This window comes from Martelella mediterranea DSM 17316 (genome assembly GCF_002043005.1).
GTDB lineage: Bacteria > Pseudomonadota > Alphaproteobacteria > Rhizobiales > Rhizobiaceae > Martelella > Martelella mediterranea.
Genome location: NZ_CP020330.1, coordinates 3,097,618 through 3,116,488 on the forward strand (window position 1 = coordinate 3,097,618; position 18,871 = coordinate 3,116,488).

General features: G+C 58.6%; 20 protein-coding genes. 13 read left to right on the forward strand and 7 right to left on the reverse strand.

Annotated elements, in window-relative coordinates:
* Nucleotides 1–51: 51 nt before the first annotated feature.
* The 7 genes from Mame_RS14475 to Mame_RS14500 all read left to right on the forward strand — a co-directional run bounded on the left by Mame_RS14475 (nucleotide 52) and on the right by Mame_RS14500 (nucleotide 5,658).
* Nucleotides 52–753 (forward strand): YoaK family protein, encoded by a 702-nt coding sequence (locus Mame_RS14475; protein WP_018063199.1) that lies wholly within the window; start codon nucleotides 52–54, stop codon nucleotides 751–753.
* On the forward strand, nucleotides 753–911 hold the full coding sequence (locus Mame_RS27030; protein WP_018063200.1) for a hypothetical protein: 159 nt from the start codon (nucleotides 753–755) through the stop codon (nucleotides 909–911). Before Mame_RS14475 ends, Mame_RS27030 begins: the two co-directional genes overlap by 1 nt.
* A gap of 24 nt (nucleotides 912–935) precedes the next feature.
* A complete protein-coding gene (locus Mame_RS14480) occupies nucleotides 936–1,454 on the forward strand; it encodes a Dps family protein (RefSeq protein WP_018063201.1) in 519 nt (172 codons plus the stop codon).
* Between the two features lie 88 nt (nucleotides 1,455–1,542).
* Nucleotides 1,543–3,198 (forward strand): FAD-dependent oxidoreductase, encoded by a 1,656-nt coding sequence (locus Mame_RS14485; protein ID WP_018063202.1) that lies wholly within the window; start codon nucleotides 1,543–1,545, stop codon nucleotides 3,196–3,198.
* Between the two features lie 265 nt (nucleotides 3,199–3,463).
* Nucleotides 3,464–4,042: a helix-turn-helix domain-containing protein gene (locus Mame_RS14490; protein WP_018063203.1), complete on the forward strand. Its 579-nt coding sequence runs from the start codon at nucleotides 3,464–3,466 to the stop codon at nucleotides 4,040–4,042.
* 127 nt (nucleotides 4,043–4,169) lie between these two features.
* Nucleotides 4,170–5,393, forward strand: a complete 1,224-nt coding sequence (locus Mame_RS14495) for an MFS transporter (protein WP_051085065.1) — start codon at nucleotides 4,170–4,172, stop codon at nucleotides 5,391–5,393.
* 82 nt (nucleotides 5,394–5,475) lie between these two features.
* Complete coding sequence (locus tag Mame_RS14500) at nucleotides 5,476–5,658, forward strand: hypothetical protein (protein ID WP_018063205.1); 183 nt, start codon at nucleotides 5,476–5,478, stop codon at nucleotides 5,656–5,658.
* Nucleotides 5,659–5,730: 72 nt separating this feature from the next.
* Here Mame_RS14500 and Mame_RS14505 read toward each other — a convergent pair whose 3' ends face one another.
* From Mame_RS14505 to Mame_RS14520, 4 genes are all read right to left on the reverse strand, one after another.
* The gene (locus Mame_RS14505; protein ID WP_018063206.1) at nucleotides 5,731–5,976 is read right to left on the reverse strand and encodes a DUF2188 domain-containing protein; all 246 of its coding nucleotides are present in this window, start codon (nucleotides 5,974–5,976) and stop codon (nucleotides 5,731–5,733) included.
* 111 nt (nucleotides 5,977–6,087) lie between these two features.
* Nucleotides 6,088–6,798, reverse strand: coding sequence for a pirin family protein (locus Mame_RS14510; protein WP_018063207.1), 711 nt, complete (start codon nucleotides 6,796–6,798; stop codon nucleotides 6,088–6,090).
* Nucleotides 6,799–6,873: 75 nt separating this feature from the next.
* Complete coding sequence (locus Mame_RS14515) at nucleotides 6,874–7,479, reverse strand: alpha/beta hydrolase (RefSeq protein WP_018063208.1); 606 nt, start codon at nucleotides 7,477–7,479, stop codon at nucleotides 6,874–6,876.
* Between the two features lie 53 nt (nucleotides 7,480–7,532).
* On the reverse strand, nucleotides 7,533–8,465 hold the full coding sequence (locus Mame_RS14520) for a VOC family protein (RefSeq protein ID WP_026173207.1): 933 nt from the start codon (nucleotides 8,463–8,465) through the stop codon (nucleotides 7,533–7,535).
* A 128-nt stretch (nucleotides 8,466–8,593) separates the two neighbouring features.
* Here Mame_RS14520 and Mame_RS14525 point away from each other — a divergent pair, with 128 nt between their 5' ends.
* On the forward strand, nucleotides 8,594–9,493 hold the full coding sequence (locus Mame_RS14525; protein WP_018063210.1) for a LysR family transcriptional regulator: 900 nt from the start codon (nucleotides 8,594–8,596) through the stop codon (nucleotides 9,491–9,493).
* 12 nt (nucleotides 9,494–9,505) lie between these two features.
* Here the strand turns inward: Mame_RS14525 and Mame_RS14530 are convergent, their stop codons facing one another.
* A complete protein-coding gene (locus Mame_RS14530) occupies nucleotides 9,506–10,051 on the reverse strand; it encodes an NADPH-dependent FMN reductase (protein WP_018063211.1) in 546 nt (181 codons plus the stop codon).
* 285 nt (nucleotides 10,052–10,336) lie between these two features.
* Here Mame_RS14530 and Mame_RS14535 point away from each other — a divergent pair, with 285 nt between their 5' ends.
* From Mame_RS14535 to Mame_RS14550, 4 genes are all read left to right on the forward strand, one after another.
* Nucleotides 10,337–11,644: a c-type cytochrome gene (locus Mame_RS14535; RefSeq protein ID WP_051085066.1), complete on the forward strand. Its 1,308-nt coding sequence runs from the start codon at nucleotides 10,337–10,339 to the stop codon at nucleotides 11,642–11,644.
* Entirely contained in the window at nucleotides 11,641–12,135 is a 495-nt protein-coding gene (locus tag Mame_RS14540; RefSeq protein WP_018063213.1) for a (2Fe-2S)-binding protein, read from the forward strand. The genes Mame_RS14535 and Mame_RS14540 overlap by 4 nt, the downstream gene beginning before the upstream one ends.
* Nucleotides 12,132–14,381 (forward strand): xanthine dehydrogenase family protein molybdopterin-binding subunit, encoded by a 2,250-nt coding sequence (locus Mame_RS14545; protein WP_018063214.1) that lies wholly within the window; start codon nucleotides 12,132–12,134, stop codon nucleotides 14,379–14,381. The genes Mame_RS14540 and Mame_RS14545 overlap by 4 nt, the downstream gene beginning before the upstream one ends.
* An 80-nt stretch (nucleotides 14,382–14,461) precedes the next feature.
* Nucleotides 14,462–15,580 carry an FAD binding domain-containing protein gene (locus tag Mame_RS14550; RefSeq protein ID WP_018063215.1) on the forward strand — a complete coding sequence of 373 codons (1,119 nt, stop codon included), beginning with the start codon at nucleotides 14,462–14,464 and terminating at the stop codon, nucleotides 15,578–15,580.
* A 30-nt stretch (nucleotides 15,581–15,610) separates the two neighbouring features.
* Here the strand turns inward: Mame_RS14550 and Mame_RS14555 are convergent, their stop codons facing one another.
* Both Mame_RS14555 and Mame_RS14560 read right to left on the reverse strand, forming a co-directional pair.
* Nucleotides 15,611–16,174, reverse strand: a complete 564-nt coding sequence (locus tag Mame_RS14555) for a nucleotidyltransferase family protein (protein ID WP_157624488.1) — start codon at nucleotides 16,172–16,174, stop codon at nucleotides 15,611–15,613.
* A complete protein-coding gene (locus Mame_RS14560) occupies nucleotides 16,171–17,154 on the reverse strand; it encodes an XdhC family protein (RefSeq protein ID WP_018063217.1) in 984 nt (327 codons plus the stop codon). Before Mame_RS14560 ends, Mame_RS14555 begins: the two co-directional genes overlap by 4 nt.
* A gap of 408 nt (nucleotides 17,155–17,562) precedes the next feature.
* Here Mame_RS14560 and Mame_RS14565 point away from each other — a divergent pair, with 408 nt between their 5' ends.
* The gene (locus Mame_RS14565) at nucleotides 17,563–18,825 is read left to right on the forward strand and encodes a sensor histidine kinase (RefSeq protein ID WP_018063218.1); all 1,263 of its coding nucleotides are present in this window, start codon (nucleotides 17,563–17,565) and stop codon (nucleotides 18,823–18,825) included.
* Nucleotides 18,826–18,871: the final 46 nt, after the last annotated feature.

The following is an 18,871-nucleotide window of genomic DNA, read 5'->3' on the forward strand; positions in this document are numbered from 1 at the left end:
GCCATGGAAGGCCGCCAGAACAGTCTCACGGTTACAGATGGAGTAGTGAAAATGTCGCGGTCTGCAACAGCTTCGATCCTGAGTTTCAATGGCGGCTATGTCGATACCATGGGCTTTGTCGCGCTCAGTGGCCTTTTTACGGCACATGTGACCGGCAATTTCGTTACACTTGGCGCCACTTTATCGGAAGGCACGGGCGGTGCGCTGGCAAAACTCCTGGCTCTGCCGGTCTTCTGCCTCACGGTGTTTCTTGGTCATGGTTTCAACTATTGGCTTGAAGGGCGGAAGTATCCGCCGGTTCCGGTGTTCCTCTCGCTGAAGTTCACGCTCTTTGTGCTTGCTGCGGCATTGGCGCTATCCCTTCCACGCGAAAGTGCCGGCAGCGGTGGCGAGCTGCTCCTCGGCATGGTTCTCGTTGTCGCAATGGCATTGCAGAACGGCCTTCACCGCACCCACCTGTCAGATCAACCTCCGACCACGCTTCTGACCGGCACGACCACCCAGATCATGCTCGACCTGTCCGATCTGGTTTTCGGGGGCGAGGCCAAGGGCAAGGCAGTGGGGGCACGGCTTTTCAAGCTGGTCCGTGCGCTGGTCCTGTTTGCCGGCGGTTGCGCGGTGGCAGCGCTGCTGTTCCGGCTCTCGCACCGCCTTTGCTTCCTCGTTCCTCCGATCACCGTCGCTACAGCTTTTCTCATCCACAGTTTTGGCGGTGAAACCGACCAGAGCAAAAACCAAAAGGAGAAAGCGTGATGGCCCGAGAAAGGTCACCGACCAAGAAGCCGGATCGCAAGCCGGTCGAGGAGAATGATGCTGTGGTGGAAGATGCCCGTCTGGATGAGGTTCTTGATGAGGCGTTGCGAGAGAGTTTTCCGGCGAGCGACCCACCGGCAAGCGGCCATTTCGAATAAGCCTTCTCAAAAAGGAGAATGAATATGAATAGCACCATCAAAGAACGCAGAAGCGCGTCTCTCCACACGCCTTCAGGGCTTGGCGCCGAGGCAGGCAGAGATATCACCGCAGGCGCAAATGCGCTTCTTGCCGATGTTTTTGCCCTGTTCATGAAAACCAAGAATTTTCATTGGCACATGAGCGGCGCCAGTTTTCGTGACTGGCACCTGATGCTCGACGATCAGTCCGATGAGCTGATGGCGATCACCGATCCGCTGGCCGAAAGGGTCCGCAAGCTCGGCGGTTCGACTTTGAGATCGATCCGGGACATTTCTGCAAAGCAGCGCATTGCCGATAATGATGCGGAATTCGTGCATCCGCATGAAATGCTCGCCGAGCTCAGGTCCGATAATGCCGACCTTGCAGCCCGCATGCGCGCGCTTCACGCCGTCTGCGATGAGCATAACGATGTGGCGACGGCCAGCCTTCTGGAAAACTGGATCGACGAGACCGAAAAGCGAATTTGGTTTCTGTTCGAGATCCTTCGCTCCACCAACGCCTGATGGAGCATCTGCCGGGCGAACGTCCTCCCCTCTGCGTTCGCCCGGCTTTTTTTGTTTTCCGCGCGACGACAGTTGAAAGGATTTAGCAATGCTGATGACGAATGAGGAACTGAGCGATCCGTGGAAGCGCGAGGGACAGACATTCCCGGAACTTTCCGAAGACATGATGAACCGTCTGTCGGGATATGGACGCGAGGAACAGTTCGACAGCGAGACGCAGCTTTTCAAACGCGGCGACCGCTCGATCGATTTCTTCGTGGTTCTCGCCGGTGAGATCAGGATCACGTATACACATGCCGGTGCGGGGCAGGGACTGCTCTACACATACCGCCGCGGGCAGTTCACAGGCGAGCAAAACCTTTTCAACACGCGCAAAATCCTTCTGACCGCCACCGCAGTCCCGGGCACCGTCGTTCTGCGGGTCAGAAACGAGAACTTTCGTTCATTGCTGATTGGCGAGCCGGAGATCGGCGAGATCATAATACGCGCCTTCATCCTGCGACGCATGGGCTTTATTCGTCACCAGCGTGGCGGCGTCGTCCTTCTCGGACATCCGAATAATGGACAACTGCTCGAGTTGCAGCGCTTCCTCACGCGCAACACCTATCCGGTCGAGGTAATCGACAGCGTCTCCAGCCCTGAAGCAGAAGCGCTGATGACATCATTTGGGCTGACGGAAGCGTCGCTTCCTGCTGTCATAGAACCAGACAGGAGTGTTCTGATCCGCCCGAACACGATGGCACTTGCCGACCGGCTTGGTATCGCAGAAGCACCCGACACCGGCGCGATTTATGATGTTGCCGTTGTTGGCGCCGGACCATCGGGTTTGGCGGCGGCGGTCTATGCTGCGTCCGAAGGTCTGAATACGATCGTGCTGGAAAAGCTCGCGCCGGGCGGGCAGGCGGGAACGTCATCGAAGATCGAAAATTATCTCGGGTTCCCGACCGGTATTTCGGGTATGGCGCTTGCTGGCCGTGCCCATATCCAGGCGCAGAAATTCGGTGCGCTTTTGTCCGTGTCGCGCAATGTTGTGAGCGTCGACTGCAGTGACTTTCCGCTTCGACTGACGCTGGAAGATGGTCGGGTGGTTAGCGCGCGTTCAATCGTTGTTGCATCCGGCGCCCGCTACCGGCGTCTCGACGTTCCGGACTATGACCGGTTCGAAGGGCAGGGCATTCACTATGCGGCAACCGCCATGGAGGCGCAAATCTGCCGGGAGCAGGATGTGGTCGTTGTCGGCGGCGGCAATTCAGCCGGCCAGGCGGCGATATTTCTCGCCGGAACAGCACGCCATGTTCACATGCTCCTGCGCAGCGGTATTTCGCGCAACATGTCCGACTATCTGGTCCAGCGGATCTTGAGCGCGCCGAAAATCTCGGTCTACGAAAACTGCCAGGTCGAAGCGCTGCATGGGCTAGATGCTCTGCAAGAGGTGATCTGGCGCGACGCGGCCAGCCATAGGCCCATCCATCTTTCGACGGGGAACATGTTCGTGATGATCGGAGCTGCTCCGAATACGGATTGGCTGCAAGGATGTATAGACCTTGATCAGCGCGGCTTTGTGACGACGGGGATGACTTCGGAGCCTCAGGGGCCACTCTCGCCGTTTGCAACATCGCATCCCGGTATTTTCGCAGTTGGTGACGTCAGGAGCGGATCAGTAAAGCGTGTCGCATCGGCCGTTGGCGAAGGGTCGGTCGTTGTCAGCGCCATCCACCAGTTCCTGGCCTCGCAACACCACTGACGCAATAGCAAGCATTGCTCACCTTTAAAGGCTGGTCGTTCGAGAGAGCGACCAGCCTTGATGCGTGCGTAACGCAGTGCTTTTCCGCGTTGCCTCTTTCCGCTGCCGCCTGCTCCGCCTTCAACGGCATAAACCTATACAAGGGTATAGCCGTCTCAGACTGAGGTCTTGCATTTCCAGATGTGAGTTCAGTTCATTCCGGCTCCGTCGTCGGTCAACATCCCTGCATCACTTAATCCGATCCTACTCTTCTCAGGAGATGACGATGCCCGATGCAACCGCTTCGTTGAAAATGCCGAACCGATCCGCGCAGACCGGTGCCGAGGGGTCTTCTTCAGACGTTTCGAATATTGTGATGCATGCTTTGCTGCTGATAGGGCATGACCGCTCAAAGGCGCTCGACTGCTTGGACCGCGCCCGAGAAATGATGGCCACCAGCGAGGAACAGACGGCATCGGCTCCACCGGCTGCATTGCCGCCAGTCGCCAAAGGCGGCCTCGCTCCGTGGCAAATCTCGAAGATCAAACGCTACATCAATGAGAATATCGATGAGTCTATCACGCTGCTTGTCCTTGCCGGTCAATTACGGCTAAGCGTCAGCTACTTCTCCGCGGCCTTCAAGGTCAGCTTTGGCGTCTCGCCACATGCCTATATCGTCGCTCAGCGCGTGGAGCGCGCGAAGCAAAGGATCGCGCTTACAGATGCATCTCTTTCGGAAATCGCGCTGGATTGCGGTTTGGCGGATCAGGCGCATTTGTCCCGCATCTTTCGCCGCCACACGGGCTACACGCCTTCAGGCTGGCGGCGTGCGTGTGCCAGCGGCATGGAGGGCCGGCTGTCCTGACCTGGCCGGGTAGCGATGATCGGTTCCGCCGGTAGGGTCTCGGTCCCCAATCATCCCGAATCAAGGCATTTTCGAAGCAGTATCAGCCACTTTGGTGGATTCCAGTTTTAACATAAGGACGACAATCATGGCTTCCCCAGAGGGTACAGCGGCGAGCGAACAGGCCGTACTGACGCGCCCGGTTTTATATGCAATGGCGGTGGCAAGTGGCATAGCCGTCGCCAACATCTACTATAACCAGCCGATGCTGGGGCTGATCGATCAGGATTTTCCCGGCGGTCATACAAGCGCGCTGATCCCCACAGCAACCCAGATCGGCTATGCCCTGGGTCTGTTCTTTCTGCTTCCGCTTGGTGATATATTGCGCAGGCGCAAGCTGATCATCGTGCAGTTTATCATATTGGCGGCAGCGCTCGTGGTGACGGCCATCGCGCCTTCGCCGCTTCTGCTGGTCGTTGCCTCGCTCTTGCTGGGTGCGAGTGCGACCGTTGCCCAGCAGATCGTACCTTTTGCAGCGTCCCTTGCGCCTGAAAACAAGCGAGGGGCGACGATCGGTACCGTGATGGCCGGCGTATTGACTGGCATTCTCTTCAGCCGGACGCTCTCCGGTTTCGTTGGTGATTTTGCCGGTTGGCGTGAGATGTTCTGGCTGGGGGCGCCGCTGGCCCTTCTGGGAGCAATTCTGATGGTTGCCGTCCTGCCATCACATGCCCCGGTATCCGATGTGAAGTATGGCGCGGCGATCCGCTCGTTTGTGGGGTATTGGCGAAGCCATCCGCGTCTGCGCACGGCCGCCATTGTTCAGGCGCTGCTGTTTGCTTCGTTTTCAGCGTTCTGGACGATCCTTGCGCTTTATCTCGCCTCTCCGCGCTTCGACCTCGGGTCCGATATCGCAGGTCTTTTTGGTGTTGTCGGCGCCGTCGGAATATTCGCCGCGCCGCTTGCAGGAAAGATAGCCGACCGGCAGGGGCCGGATCGCCCGATTATCCTAGGCGCCATTCTGACGGTTTTCGCGTGGTTGCTTTTCGGGGTCTGGGGTTCTCTTGCCGCCCTGATCACCGGCGTCATTCTTCTGGATTTTGGGGTCCAGGCCGCGCTGATCTCGAACCAGCACGTCATTTACGCTCTCGATCCCGCAGCCCGCAGCCGTCTCAACACGCTGTTCATGACCGCGATGTTTACCGGCGGCGCTGCGGGTTCCGCGCTGGCTGCCTGGGCATGGCGGACCGGAGGTTGGCAGTTCGTCAGCCTGCTGGGCGCCATGCTGTCGATCATCGCCGTTGGAATGAAGCTTCTCGGCCACTATCAACAACGGCGCCGGCAGGAAACTGTCTGCTCTGAAGTGCAATAACAAAGCCTGTTCCGACAAGACGTGCCGGGTCCCGGCATGCTTGTCTTGGTCAGCACCAAAAGCAAACAGAGGATATTTGCCGATGACGAGCACTGACAAACGGGTTCTGCTACGTGACGGGATTGCAAGCCTGCCGGAGCCAATCGATATTGAACTTATTCTGCCGCAGGATATGCATGGGATAGCAGGGCGGATCAAACTCAGACTACCTGACATCGTGAGCGAGGCGATACTGGCGCAGACCATCCCGCCACGAGCCAAATAGAAGAAAAGCCACCGGAAAATCTACCGGTGGCTTTTTAGCATGGATCGAACCGTAAACGTTTGACTTGTCCGTCTATTTGCTGTCATCGATGACGATGGTTTCGGGACGGTCTCCGCCTTCGGCATATTCGCGATGCCATTCTCCATCTTCCGTTTCGAAGAGAATATGTGCGTTCTTGCCACCTGTTCTCTGTCTGGCGGCTGCACTGCGTGCGGCGGAAAGCGCGGCGTCATGGGTCGGGAATGTTTCTGACCAGGCGTTTTCCATCCTGTATGCATAGCCGCCATCATGACGTCCAACGTGGTAGATTACTTCCATCTTCTTCGTTCCTTGCTGGTGTGTTTGACAAGTTGGTTTCGCATCAGGATGCGGTTCCTCATTGCACCCGAACCAACTCACGCGGTCTTGTCGAAATCCGCTTTGCTGGTGTCAGGCATCTCGGCGCTTCAGGTCAAACAGCAGCGCCTGGCCCTGCGTGACCCATTCCAGCGGCGGAATCTCTTCGCCGGCGATCTGCAGGCCGGTTCCGGGGCCGAGCCGCTCGCCGTCGACCATGGCAAGTCCGCTGACGATCTGAACAAAGGTCAGGCGGTCGGGGCGGTGTGGAATGGCGAGCCGGTCGTCTTCGTTCGGATTGGCGATGTAGATACGGGTATCCGAAATCAGCTTCAGGCCATTCTCACCGGGCTTGTCTGCGGCAATCAGCGTCCAGTCGCGGGCGGTTTCGGGCGCGGGCAGGGGCTTTTGCTGATAGGTCGGATCGCCGTCGAAACTGTCGGGGATGATCCAGATCTGCAGAAAATGCGCCGTGTCCTCGTCCGAGGCGTTCATTTCCTCGTGACGAAGACCGCTTCCTGCCGACATCAGTTGAGCTTCGCCCGCGGTTATGATCGACGTGTTGCCGATCGTGTCGCGGTGGCGCAGCTTGCCGGACAGGACAATGGTCAGGATATCCATGTTGTCATGGGCGTGTTCGGAAAAGCCAGCGCCCGGAATGACCCGGTCTTCATTGATGACGCGCAGGGCGCCAAAACCCATACGGGTCGGGTCCTGGAAGCCGCCGAAGGAAAAGGTGTGGTGACTGTCGAGCCAGCCTTGCCGCGTGTGGCCGCGATGGGCTGTGTCATGGATCATAATCATGAGTTCAATCTCCGGCCGTCTCCGGCGCTTTCGTGAGGGCGGGAGACGGCCAATTGGAATGGCAGAGATCTGCCGTCAGCCATTGAGAAACCGGGTGATGGCAGAAATTTCATCGGGGCGGATTTCATGGCCGCCGCTGTGCATTACGGATTGGAGCTCAGCGTCTTGCGCTTTGAAGTAGTCCAGGAGCGCGGCCGACAGGGCCGGCGGGCAGATTGGGTCGCGTTCGCCTGCCGTTACCAGTATCTTGCGGCCGGAAAGCCCGGCATTGTCATCCGGTCTCCACGGGATCAGCGGGTGCAGCAGGGCGACGCGGTCGAAGAGTTCCGGTTTTCGGAACAGCACCGACGCAAGGATGTTCGCGCCGTTGGAATAGCCGAACGCATAGACATCGCGACCCGGATTGGCCGCCTTGTGACCGGCGATGAAGCGCGTCATCTTATCGGTGCGGCGGGCGAGGTCATCCATGTCATAGACGCCTTCGCCGGTGCGCCGGAAAAAGCGCAGCGCGCCATATTCGGAGACATCGCCGCGCGGCGAGACAATGGCAGCACCGGGGATAAGCTCGTCCACCAGCGGCACGAACTGGTTCTCGTTGCCGCCCGTGCCGTGGAAGGTGAAGACGAGTGGCTTTCCGCTTGCGCCTTCCCTTGTATAGGCCTGATAGAGATCTTCGGTCATGTTTTCAAACCTCCGGCAGGCGGACCGTTCGGTCCGCTGCCTTGAATGTGGTGTCAGTCTTCGATCGGCGTGAGGATTTCCTCGATTTTGGCGCGGTAGCTCTCATACTGCTGAGGCAGCTTGAGCGCTTCGCCGAGATGGGCGGTGTCCTCATCGGCATCGAAGCCGGGCTCATTTGTGGCGACTTCGAACAGCACACCGCCCGGCGTGCGGAAGTAAATCGCCCAGAAGTAGTTGCGGTCGATGACCGGCGTGACATTGTAGCCGGTATCCATCAGCGCCTTGCGGACTTCGAGCTGTGCGGCACGGTCTTCAACCGCAAACGCAATGTGATGCACCGAGCCTGCGCCCTGACGGGCCGAATTGGCGGAAGGCAGCGTTTCAATGTCGATGACATCGGCGCCGTTGCCGTTCGCGATGGCATAGCGGGTCCAGTCATCCTTGCTGTCGACCTTCTCGTAACCCATGAATCCGAGCAGTTCGGATGTCGCGCCGCTGTCCCTGAGTCGCAGACTTGCGCCATGGAAACCGCGGATCGCTTCGGCTTCGGCGACATCGCCCCTCAGCCAGCCGGCACGGTCATCATTATCGACTTCCACCAGCGCGAAGGCATCGTGATCGGGACCGACAAAATGAAGCCGTTTTTCACCGAAGACTTCGCTTTCGGAGATTTCTCCGACATTCAGCGCCGAAAGCCGTTCTCTCCAGAAGGGGAGAGAGCCTTTCGGAACCGCGAAAAGCGTTTCGCCAACTTCGCCCGTGCCGGGCTTGCCCCTGGCAATGTGCGGGAACGGGAAATAGGTCATCACCGAGCCGGGAGTGCCGACTTCATCACCGTAATAGAGGTGATAGACATCGGGTGCGTCGAAGTTAACCGTCTTCTTGACCCGGCGAAGGCCGAGCGTCTTGGTGAAGAAGTCACTGTTCTTCTGGGCGTCGCCCGCCATTGAGGTGATGTGATGCAGGCCCTTGATTTGCTGTAACATCATGATGGTCCTTTGTTCCTGCGAGGCCTACGGACCTCGTTTCTGGTCGTTAAGATGATGGCTGGAGCTAAAAACGTGAATAGGAATAAAATTGACGATATTATTGCAATAAGTGTAATAATGATCGAATGAAGGATTTGAACGATATCCGTGTCTTCCTGAACGTAGCGGAGCTGGGCAGCTTTGCCGCCGCAGCTCGTGTTCTGTCGATGACAGCGCCCAGCGTCACGCGGGCCATCAGCGCGCTGGAAGAACGGCTTGGCGTGCAGCTCTTCGTACGCACCACGCGGCAAGTTTCGTTGACATCGGCAGGCGCTGTCTATGCCGCCCGGATGCGCCCTTTGCTGCAGGCATTCGACGATGCGGCAGAGGAAGTCCGCGAGCAGGAGGCAGCCGTCAGCGGCCATATACGGCTGAACGCACCACTCTCGCTCGGTCAGCAGGTTTTGCCGGATGTCCTTTCGGGTTTCAGGGCGGAAAATCCTGCGGTCAGCCTTTCCATTACTCTGACCGACAGCTTCGTCGACATCGTCACAGCCCCTTATGATCTTGCAATCCGCATTTCGGGGCCGCCGGACGACAAGTCGACGATCTGGCGCAAGCTCTGTCCGATCCGGCGGGTGCTGGTTGCCTCTCCCGGTTACCTCGCGGCCAATGGAGCACCACAGAATCCGGATGACCTTCAGTCCGCAAGCTGTCTTGCCTTCGATGCGGAGGCTGTATCGGAAAACTGGGAGCTCACCAATGCCGGTCGGCGGCGGCGCGTTCGGGCCGGATCCGTGCTTGCCGGAAACAATGGCGAACTCCTGGCGCGGCTCGCCGAAAACGGGGAAGGGGTGGCGCTTCTGCCCTATTTCATCGTCGAGACCGCACTTGCCGAAGGGCGGCTTGTTCAGGTGCTCGACGACTGGACGCCGAGCGAGCTCTGGCTGACGCTCTACTATCCGCCCTACGAACGTCTGCCGATGCGCATCGCCCGCTTCTCCGATTTCTTCGAGGCCTATGTGACCCGCGTCAGGCTGCTCTGATCAGCCAGTCTCTCAATCGAGGCTCTTCGAAAATCCTGCAAGCATTTCTGTCAGGCTTTTCGTTGCGCGCTCGTCCATCAGCTTGCCGTTCTCGTCGAAGGCCTGGTGCGCGCGGGTGAGCAGAACGCGGCCGATCAGGTAAGGCCTGGTCCTGAGCGTGCGAAGAACGCTCAACCACTGATCCTGAGACAGCAACGTGCCGAAAGGACCGGGGGAGGCGCCGATAACGGCGACGGGCTTGCCGGCGAAGAGCGACAGTCCGTCGCCACGGGACATCCAGTCGATCGCGTTCTTGAAAACGCCGGGAATGCCATTGTTGTACTCCGGCGTGACCAGCAGAAGCCCGTCGGCCTTCTCAAGCTGGCGCTGCAGCGTCACCACCTGTTCCGGCAAGCCTTCGCTGGCCTCAAGGTCGCCGTCATAGAGCGGAACGCCACGGATCGTGCCGATATCGATAGTCATGTCTTCGGGGGCGAGCGTTGTTGCTGCCCTCAGAAGCGCTGCATTGAGTGACGCGGCGCGAAGGCTGCCAGAGAGGCCGAGGATCGTTTTCGTCATAAGATCTCCTGATCTGTCGTGTGCGGGGAAGGATGACCGTACTCAAATCATTCGCGCTGGCTTGCCGGTATCCTCCACTAAAAACAGTCCGCGCGCGCAAGAATGGAATCGACCCGGCGATCATACGCAATGGCGAGGCGACATTCTTGAAGAAACTGACGGTATCCAAACCCTGACGGTCCAAAAAGCGCTGCGCAATTACAGAGTTCTTTTGAACAAGAACGATGCTTGCACCCTGCATTAAGTTCGAAACGAGATTTCTGGACCTTTTTGCGGGACATACATATGGCGTTTGCCCTTCACCACAAGAAAGCCTGGCTGGGAACGTTGGCCGTCGTCGCTGTCGGCTGTGCGGCGGTGGTCGGAGCATATGTCTACCAGCCTGCCATACCGCCGATCGCGCGGCCCGATCCGTCAGACTTTTCTCCTGCCGAGGTTGCCCGTGGCGAGCAACTTGCCGCCATCGGTGATTGTGCCGTCTGTCATACACAGACCGGCGGCGCAGTCTTCGCCGGTTCTAGACCACTTGCCACGCCTTTCGGAACGGTATTTTCCTCAAACATAACCCCCGATGTCGATACTGGTATCGGAGACTGGTCGGCGGCTGCTTTTCGGCGGACGATGAAGGACGGTGTACGGCGAGACGGCGCTTATCTTTATCCGGCATTTCCCTACAATCATTTCACCAACGCAAGTGACAGTGATATCGATGCCATCTATGCGTTCCTTATGAGCCGGGACGCTGTTTCGGCGCCCAAGCCAGCCAATCAGCTCATCCCCCCGCTCGGATTCAGGCCGGTGCTTGCGGGCTGGAATTTGCTGTTTCTGCGACACGACAAGCCCAAAGACATGGGCAAGCACTCCGATGAGTGGGAGCGCGGACGCTATCTTGTGAACGGGCTTGGCCATTGCGGCGGCTGTCATACGCCGCGCAACCTTCTCGGTGCTGAGGAAAGCGGCAAGGCGCTGACCGGGGGTACAGCGGAAGGCTATCGCGCACCGCCGCTCGATCACAGCAATCCCATGGCGGCCAGTTGGACTGCGGATGCGCTTTTTCACTATCTGAAGACCGGTGAGGATCCTGCCCATGGTGCCGCTGCCGGTCCCATGGCGCCGGTCACACAGGAGCTTGCGCGCGTGAACGACCACGACGTCCATGCGATCGCCGTCTATATCGCTTCGTTGATGGAAGGTGATGATGGCGCCGAGGATAGCGCCATTGATGAGAAGCATGAAGCCTCGAAAGCGGCTTCGCCAACGAACAGTCAGGCGGAAGGGGCAATGCTGTTTGCCGGATCGTGTGGCGGTTGCCATGGCGATGATACGCCGATGCAGCGTAGCGGTCAGCGCGCGCCGCTGTCTGTCGTGACCGCTCTCAGCCAGGACGATCCGTCGAATGCGATCCAGGCGCTTATGAAAGGCATAGGCCCGGCCAAAGGCGCCGGCAGCTATATGCCCGCGTTCCGCGACAGCCTTGATGATCAGGACATGGCGGCGCTTCTGAACTACGCCCGTCAGAACTTCGCCGATAAGCCCGGCTGGGACAATCTTGAGAAAAAGGTCAGCGAAATTCGCAAGGAGGATCAGGAATGACGATTGTGCTGAAGGTCAATGGTGACGCACATAAGCTTGACGGTGATGTCGATCCCGCCACACCGCTCCTCTACGTCCTTCGCAACGATCTGAAGCTTAATGCGGCCAAATACGGTTGCGGGCGGGGCCAGTGTGGCGCGTGCACGGTGCTGATCGATGGCGAGGCGGTTTTCTCGTGTCTGACACCGGTTGGCGCCATCGGCGAGCGCCTGGTGACAACGCTCGAAGGACTTGGAACTGCCGAAAATCCCGGACCGTTGCAGTCGGCGTTCGAGGAAAAGCAGGCGGCTCAGTGTGGATACTGCATTGCTGGAATGATCGTGCGGGCCCAGGCATTGCTGGCACAAAACCCGGATGCCACCGACAGTGAAATTCGTGTCCACATGCAGCCCAACCTGTGCCGCTGCGGAACGCATATGCGCATCCTGGAGGCCATCAAGGCGGCTGGCCGAACGATGAAGGCCTCTGCGACGAAGGGGGCGGCGCAATGAGCAATTCCGCTCTGAACCAACCTTCCCGCCGCCAGTTTTTAAGGGCTACAGGCATCATCGTGGCGTTCTCTTTTGCCGGCAGCGCCCTGGCTCAGACAGCAGCCGGAGGCGAGGCTGAACCGACCGGTAAGAATGCTCTGCCCGATGACATTCAGGCCAATCCATGGCTCGATTCCTGGGTACGGATTGATGAGAAGGGCAAGGCAACCGTCTTTACCGGAAAGGCGGAACTCGGTCAGGGGATCGAGACAGCATTGCTGCAGGTGGCCGCAGAAGAGCTCGACATGCATCCCTCTGATGTCGCCATCATCACTGCCGATACTGAAAGAACGCCGGACGAAGGGCTGACTGCGGCGAGCCACTCAATGCAGTATGGCGGCCCTGCCATGCGCAACGCGGCCGCAAATGTCCGTATGCTCTTGCTTCAGCAGGCGGCGACAATGCTTGGCGACGAGGCGAGCCGGCTGACGACCACGGGAAAGGCTTCGGTCCGGGCGTCTGACGGCCGGGAGATCAGCTATGGCGAGATTGTCGGAAAAATTTCCCTTCACCGGCGAGCTATCGCTAACCCTCCGTTGCGTTTGCCGCAAGATTTTCGAACGATTGGCAAGAGCCTGCCGCGCCTCGATATTCCCGCGAAAGTTACGGGTGGTCCCGCATTCGTTCAGGATCTTCGTTTCGACGGAATGCTGCATGCGCGCGTCATCCGTGGACCGAGCGAAGGCACAGTGCTCGAGCTGCCGCCAAAGGCTGAGATCGAGGCAATGCCGGGTGTGTTCCTCTTTGTTCAAAACGGGCAATTTGCCGCTATCGTCTGCGAGCGCGAATGGGATGCCATCACCGTGATGCGTAAGCTTCAATCCTCGCCCTATCGACCGAGCGGCAAACCACTGCCGGTGACTGGCATTGCCGAGACGCTGAAGTCTCTGCCCTCCCGCGACTACAAGATCCTCGACGTGAAGACACCGGTCGCTGATCCGGTCAAACGGGTCTCCGCAAGCTATACCCGACCTTGGATCAGTCATGGTTCCATCGGGCCGTCTTGCGCCGTTGGATGGCTGGATGACGATGGTCAGCTGACGATCTGGAGCCACAGCCAGGGGATCTTCGACGTTCGGCGATTTTCCGCCGACCTCCTCGCTATGCCGCCGGAGAAAATTCGCGGGATACAAAGTCAGGGAGCGGGATGCTACGGGCAGAACGGAGCCGATGACGTTGCAGCCGATGCCGCATTGATCGCGGCTGCGATACCCGGACGCCCGATCAGGGTCCAGTGGATGCGCGAACAGGAATTCGGGTGGGAGCCGCTCGGGCCGGGCATGTTGACCGAGCTGGAAGCAGGCCTCGATTCATCAGGCCAGATTGTCGCCTGGAAGCATGACGTCTGGAGCAACCCCCACGACACGCGTCCGACCTCCGCCGGCGGCGTTCTTGCCGGCAGGGAGGTTGAGCGGCAGTTTGCCGTTCCGGACATCGAGCCAATTCCGATGCCGGCAGGTGATGGCAGCAGAAATTCCAATCCGCTCTACGCTTTGCCAAACATGGATGTCACCTTCCACTTCCTTCCGGATGGGCCTCTGCGCACATCGGCGCTGCGATCTCTCGGCGGGCATCTGAATATATTCTCCATCGAAAGCATGTTTGACGAGCTTGCTCTCGCCGGCGGCCTCGATCCACTCGATCTGCGCCTGTCGAGCATGAAGGACCGCCGCGCTCTTGATGTCATGAACACGGGCGCGGATGCGTTCGGTTGGCGCAAGCGCGTCAAACAGGGCAGGGGCCATGGTTTTGGCATGGCCTTTGCCAGATACAAGAACCTCGGCGCCTATTGCGCTCTGTTTATGGACGTCACGGTTGCCCGTGACACCGGCGTCGTGACCATCAACAGGGCAGTAGCGGCGGTGGATTGCGGCGAAGTTGTCAACCCCGACGGCATCCGCAACCAGATCGAAGGCGGATTGATACAGTCTGTGAGCTGGTGCACCCGCGAAGAGTTCCTGTTCGATGAGACGATGCGCACCAGCTTTGACTGGAGCGCCTATCCTATCATCAGGTTCTCCGATGTCCCGCTTTCGATCGATGTAGCCATTCTCCCTCGGCCCGGTGAGCCTTTCCTCGGTGTGGCGGAGGCGGCCCAGGGGCCAGCCTCGGCCGCTCTGGCAAACGCGCTCGCGGATGCCACGGGCGTGCGGTTCCGCGATATGCCGCTGACACCTGAAAAGGTGCGCAAAGCGATCGTGACCTGATGCGGTGAGCGCGCCGGTCGATCAGGCACGGCAACGTCAGCGCGGGTTTCAAGAGCAAGCGCTCATACTGGAGAACAAATATGAAAAGCTTGAAAATCGGCATTTCCGGCGGTTCGCTCGGAGGTCTGTTTGCTGCGATCCTGCTTCGCAAGCAGGGGCATGCGATATCCATCTTTGAGCGATCACGTTCCGGTTTGGTGGGAAAAGGTGCCGGCCTTGTCGGTCAGCGGGAGCTTCTGCAGATCTTACGCATGATCGGTTGCGCGCATGTTGCCCGTGTCGGTGTGGTTGCCCATGAGCGGATACACTTCTCACGCACCGGCGAGATCGTGCATCGCCAGTCGACGCCACAGACCCAGATTTCCTGGGATACGCTGTTCAGTAGCGTGGCCAACCGGTTCGATGGCGGTATCTACAAGCTTGGAGCCGGCGTCCGAAGCGTCATAACTGATGGCCGTCAGGCTGACCTGCTGTTTGAGGATGGCCACTCGGATCAGTTTGATCTTGTTATCGGCGCTGATGGTCTGGGATCGGTGGCGCGTGCTACGGTCAATCCGGATGCCTACGAGAACCGCTATGCGGGCTACCTGACCTGGCGAGGACTCATCCCGGAAAGCGCCGTTCCGGACAAGGCGGAGGTTCTTCTGGGTCGATTTAGCTTCTACTCGGAACCGGGAGAACATGTCCTCGGCTATCTTGTCCCCGGACGAAACGGGGAAACCGTGGCCGGTAGCCGACGTTACAATTGGGTCTGGTATCGCAAGGCGACGCAGGAAAATCTCGAGGCGATGATTGCTGAAACCGGCAAGGATGAGTGGCGCTTCTCCGTTCCTCGGGGCCTTGTCTCCGATGCCCGCACAAGTGAAATGCATGACAGCGCGTTTCGCACGCTTCCGCTGCCATTTTCCAGCGTCATCGTTGCCGAGGAATCGCCGTCTATCCATGGCATCTATGATTATGAAGCAGAGAAACTGGTGCGCGGCCGTGTGGCGCTGCTGGGCGATTCCGCTTTTGTCGTGAGGCCCCATACCGCAATGGGCGTTGCCAAGGCAGCAGGCGATGCCATGGCGCTCGCTGCCGCTTTGGCAGAGGCGTCTGATGTCGACACTGCGCTTGACCGATATGAACGGACACGCATGCCGATTGGCGCGGAGATAGCGTCCTATGGTCAGGATCTGGGGCGAGGGCTCGGCTTCTGATCCGGCCGCAAGCGGAAGGATCTCGCGTTGTCATGAAGAGGCAAATGCGAGATCCGATGGCCTGTCGATGTCTCTTATCCTGGACTGAGGAAACTCGATCCTGTTTTCCTCCGGTAGGTTGGAGATAAGGGCGGAAGCGCCTTTGTCCTTAGAGAGCTGCATCAATCTATCATAATAGCGCGCCGGAAAGACGGCTGGCGGCATCGCGATTCCCTCGCAAACTGCACACCGGATGCTGTCCCGAGTGTCCGCGATAAGCCGGGCAAAGTCTTCTGTCGTCACAAATGGCATATCTCCCAGCGCGACCAAGACCGATTTGGTCCGTCGCTTCTGAACGACCCGCATGCCGGACCTGATACTGCTGGAGAGCGGGCGGCCAGGTGAAATCGTCGCGAGTTCGAAACCACACCTTGCGAGAATCAGCCCCACTTCGGGGTTCGAGACCACGCCGATGCGATGGGTAAGCGGCAATGCAGCGAGAGCCAAGGCTGCATGTTCGACCAGAGGCCGACCGGACAATGGCGTCAGAAGTTTGTCTGCCGCGCCGAAACGTCGTGAGGCTCCGGCAGCAAGAAGCAGCGCAGCGGTGGTCACGATCGGCCCCGCGCATGTTCGATCACATCTGCCAGCACAGATATAGCCAGTGCTCTGGGATCACGGACCGAACGAACAAGGCCGATGGGCATGACCAGCTTATCGATCATGCCAGAGGGGATCCTGAGGGCGTGAAGCGCGTCTCTCTGCCTACCGGCTGTTTTACGGCTGCCCTGAGCGCCGATGTAAAAGGCGTTGGACCGCAATGCACCTGCCAGCAGGGGAAGTGCGTAATCGTGATCATGGAAGAAGAATGCGATCGCCGTCTGCTGGTCGACGGCAAGATCCGACGGCCATTGAGCCGATTTAAGATGCTGAAACATGATATCGCCTGCCGTTGCATCGCTGGCATCTGGCGAGAAAAACCGGGTCGGGTAACCTGCCTGACGGGCCATCGAAGAAAACACTCTGGCTTCTGATCCCTTGCCAAATACAAGGAAACGGATATCTGGCGTTATGGTGATCGTAAGACTGGCATCTGCTTCATCGAACACAAGCTGATTGCGGGCGCAATCCACATATAGTGTCGCGCTCTGCCGCTTCTTCAACCGGCTGGCTAGAGCAGCAATATGACGTTTGTCTGGGCGCGGAAGAATAAGGATTTCAAGGCGTCCGCCACAGGGCAGCCGCAGGTCGCCAAAGGGCGATCCCGTGCCATAGACCAGTCTCTTGGGTCGCCCCGTTTTCAGCGTCTCCAGCGCATGAAGCCCGATGTCGGCCTCGATGCATCCGGACGAGAGGTTTCCCGATCTGCGTCCGTCTGCAGTAATCGCCATTGCCGCGCCGACAGGACGATAGGCGGGGCCTTCGATCCCGACGATCAAAGCCAGTGCGCAGTCCTCTTCAAGGAGCAGATGAAAAGCGAATTCCGTTTCGCAGACCGCCGCTTTCCACGGCGAGGTGCGTCGTATCGCGGCGGAAATCAGGGCTTCCGACCTTTCATTTGACGCCCCTGATTTGAGGTTCCCGCTCACGAGCATTGTCGATCTTCCGCTTGAATTGACATTTGTAAATGGGTGCGACGCCACCGGTCGTGCTGTAATGCGCTGCGATTGACGATGACCGATCTGGCCTGTGATCCGGCCTTTCCTGCGTAAGTTTAGCATTCTCCATTTCCGGTGGATTGAACATTCCGATGCCAATAGATTAGACCGCGAACGTCTGGTGTCGCGCTTGAATTGCGTCTCCCATGCCCAGCCGTGTCGAACGGCGGATCAGAGACGCCAATCTTCAGCCGTTTTTGGTCGTTTTTGAATAATTCTGCTCTTGCGCCTGAGGATTGAAGGATGCTGCCTCGAAAACGCCCAGCCCGGTGTCTTTGCATTGACGGCTGATTTCCTTGAGCGCTTCTAGACAGAATTGACATCGGTTATGGATATGGTGACGAAATGGTTGGCGCTGCTTGCCAGAAAAATCCCTCTGATGACGACGACCTGAGTTGGATTGAGACGAACCTCTCCGGCATGCTGGTCGATGCCGTTGCATTCTCCGGTGCTGACAGGGGATACATTCTGACTGACGAGCGAGGCGGAGTGGGGTTCCTGGCCTCCGCGCGCCGCACGAATGGCGAGGTGACGGTAGGAGAATCCGGGCCGGCTGCAATAGATTCAGCCGAGCTCGGCGTCATGCATCGGGTTGTTCACTATGCCGAGCAGCATCACGTTTTCGGCTGGTCAGAGGGTTTTCGTTCAGTCACGGGTGAGGGGCACGAACAAGTCGTCGACACAGGTCGCCGTGGCGCCATTCTATGCTTTGCTCTGCAGCTGAGTGCGGCTCCGCCTTCATTTCTCTACCTTGATCTCGCAGGCGCCGGTCAGGTTTTTCCCCCGCATATTGGGGACGGGCTTGGATTGTTCTGTCGAGCACTCGCGACTGTGCTCGATCTGCGTGCGAAATTCTTGCCGGAAACGACAGTATCCCGGACCGGCCTGAGCGCCGGAGATCCAGAGCACGAAACGCGTGCGATGCTCGATTCAGCCGTCTGGAACGGTGTGGCAGAAGCGATGGCTGCTGAACTGAACGATCCTATATCGGCGATTGTCGCTCATACCAGTGCTGGGCTGCAATGGCTCAGTCATGAGCCTCCAAAGGTTGAAAAGGCCCGGCGCTCGCTGCGCAATATTGCATCATCAGCGTTTGCCGCAGCCGGAACGCTCTCGGCAAGGCGTATGATGGCAAGCCCGATGTCAGGCAGCAGGGCTCGGATTGACATTGAGAATCTGGTTCAGAAGACTCTTCAGGAGTTTCGGTCAGAGCTCGATGCCAGCGGCATAAACACGTGTTGCGAGCTTTCGAATGGCATGAAAGTGGCTGCGGATGAAAAGCAGATCGAGCATGCGATCGCCAACCTGATCAGCGTCGCCATCGAGGCGATGAAGGACGTCCAGACGATGAGAATGCTGCATATTTCATGCGAGCGAGATGATAGGAACTATGTCCTGCGGCTGTCGAACACCGGCGCTGAAATACCGCTCGATAGCCGGGACGCAATTTTCGACCCGCATTATTCTTCGAAAGAGGGAAATCGCGGCATCAAGCTTGCCATTGCGCGTACGATCGCCCAGTTGCATGGCGGCGGGCTGGATGTTGCGCGTTCGGACGGGAATGGAACGACGATGCTGTTGATCCTGCCGGCCATTCCGGTTGAATGAGCCAGGTTGTTGCATTGCACCATCAACTGATGGTTACTGGGTTTGA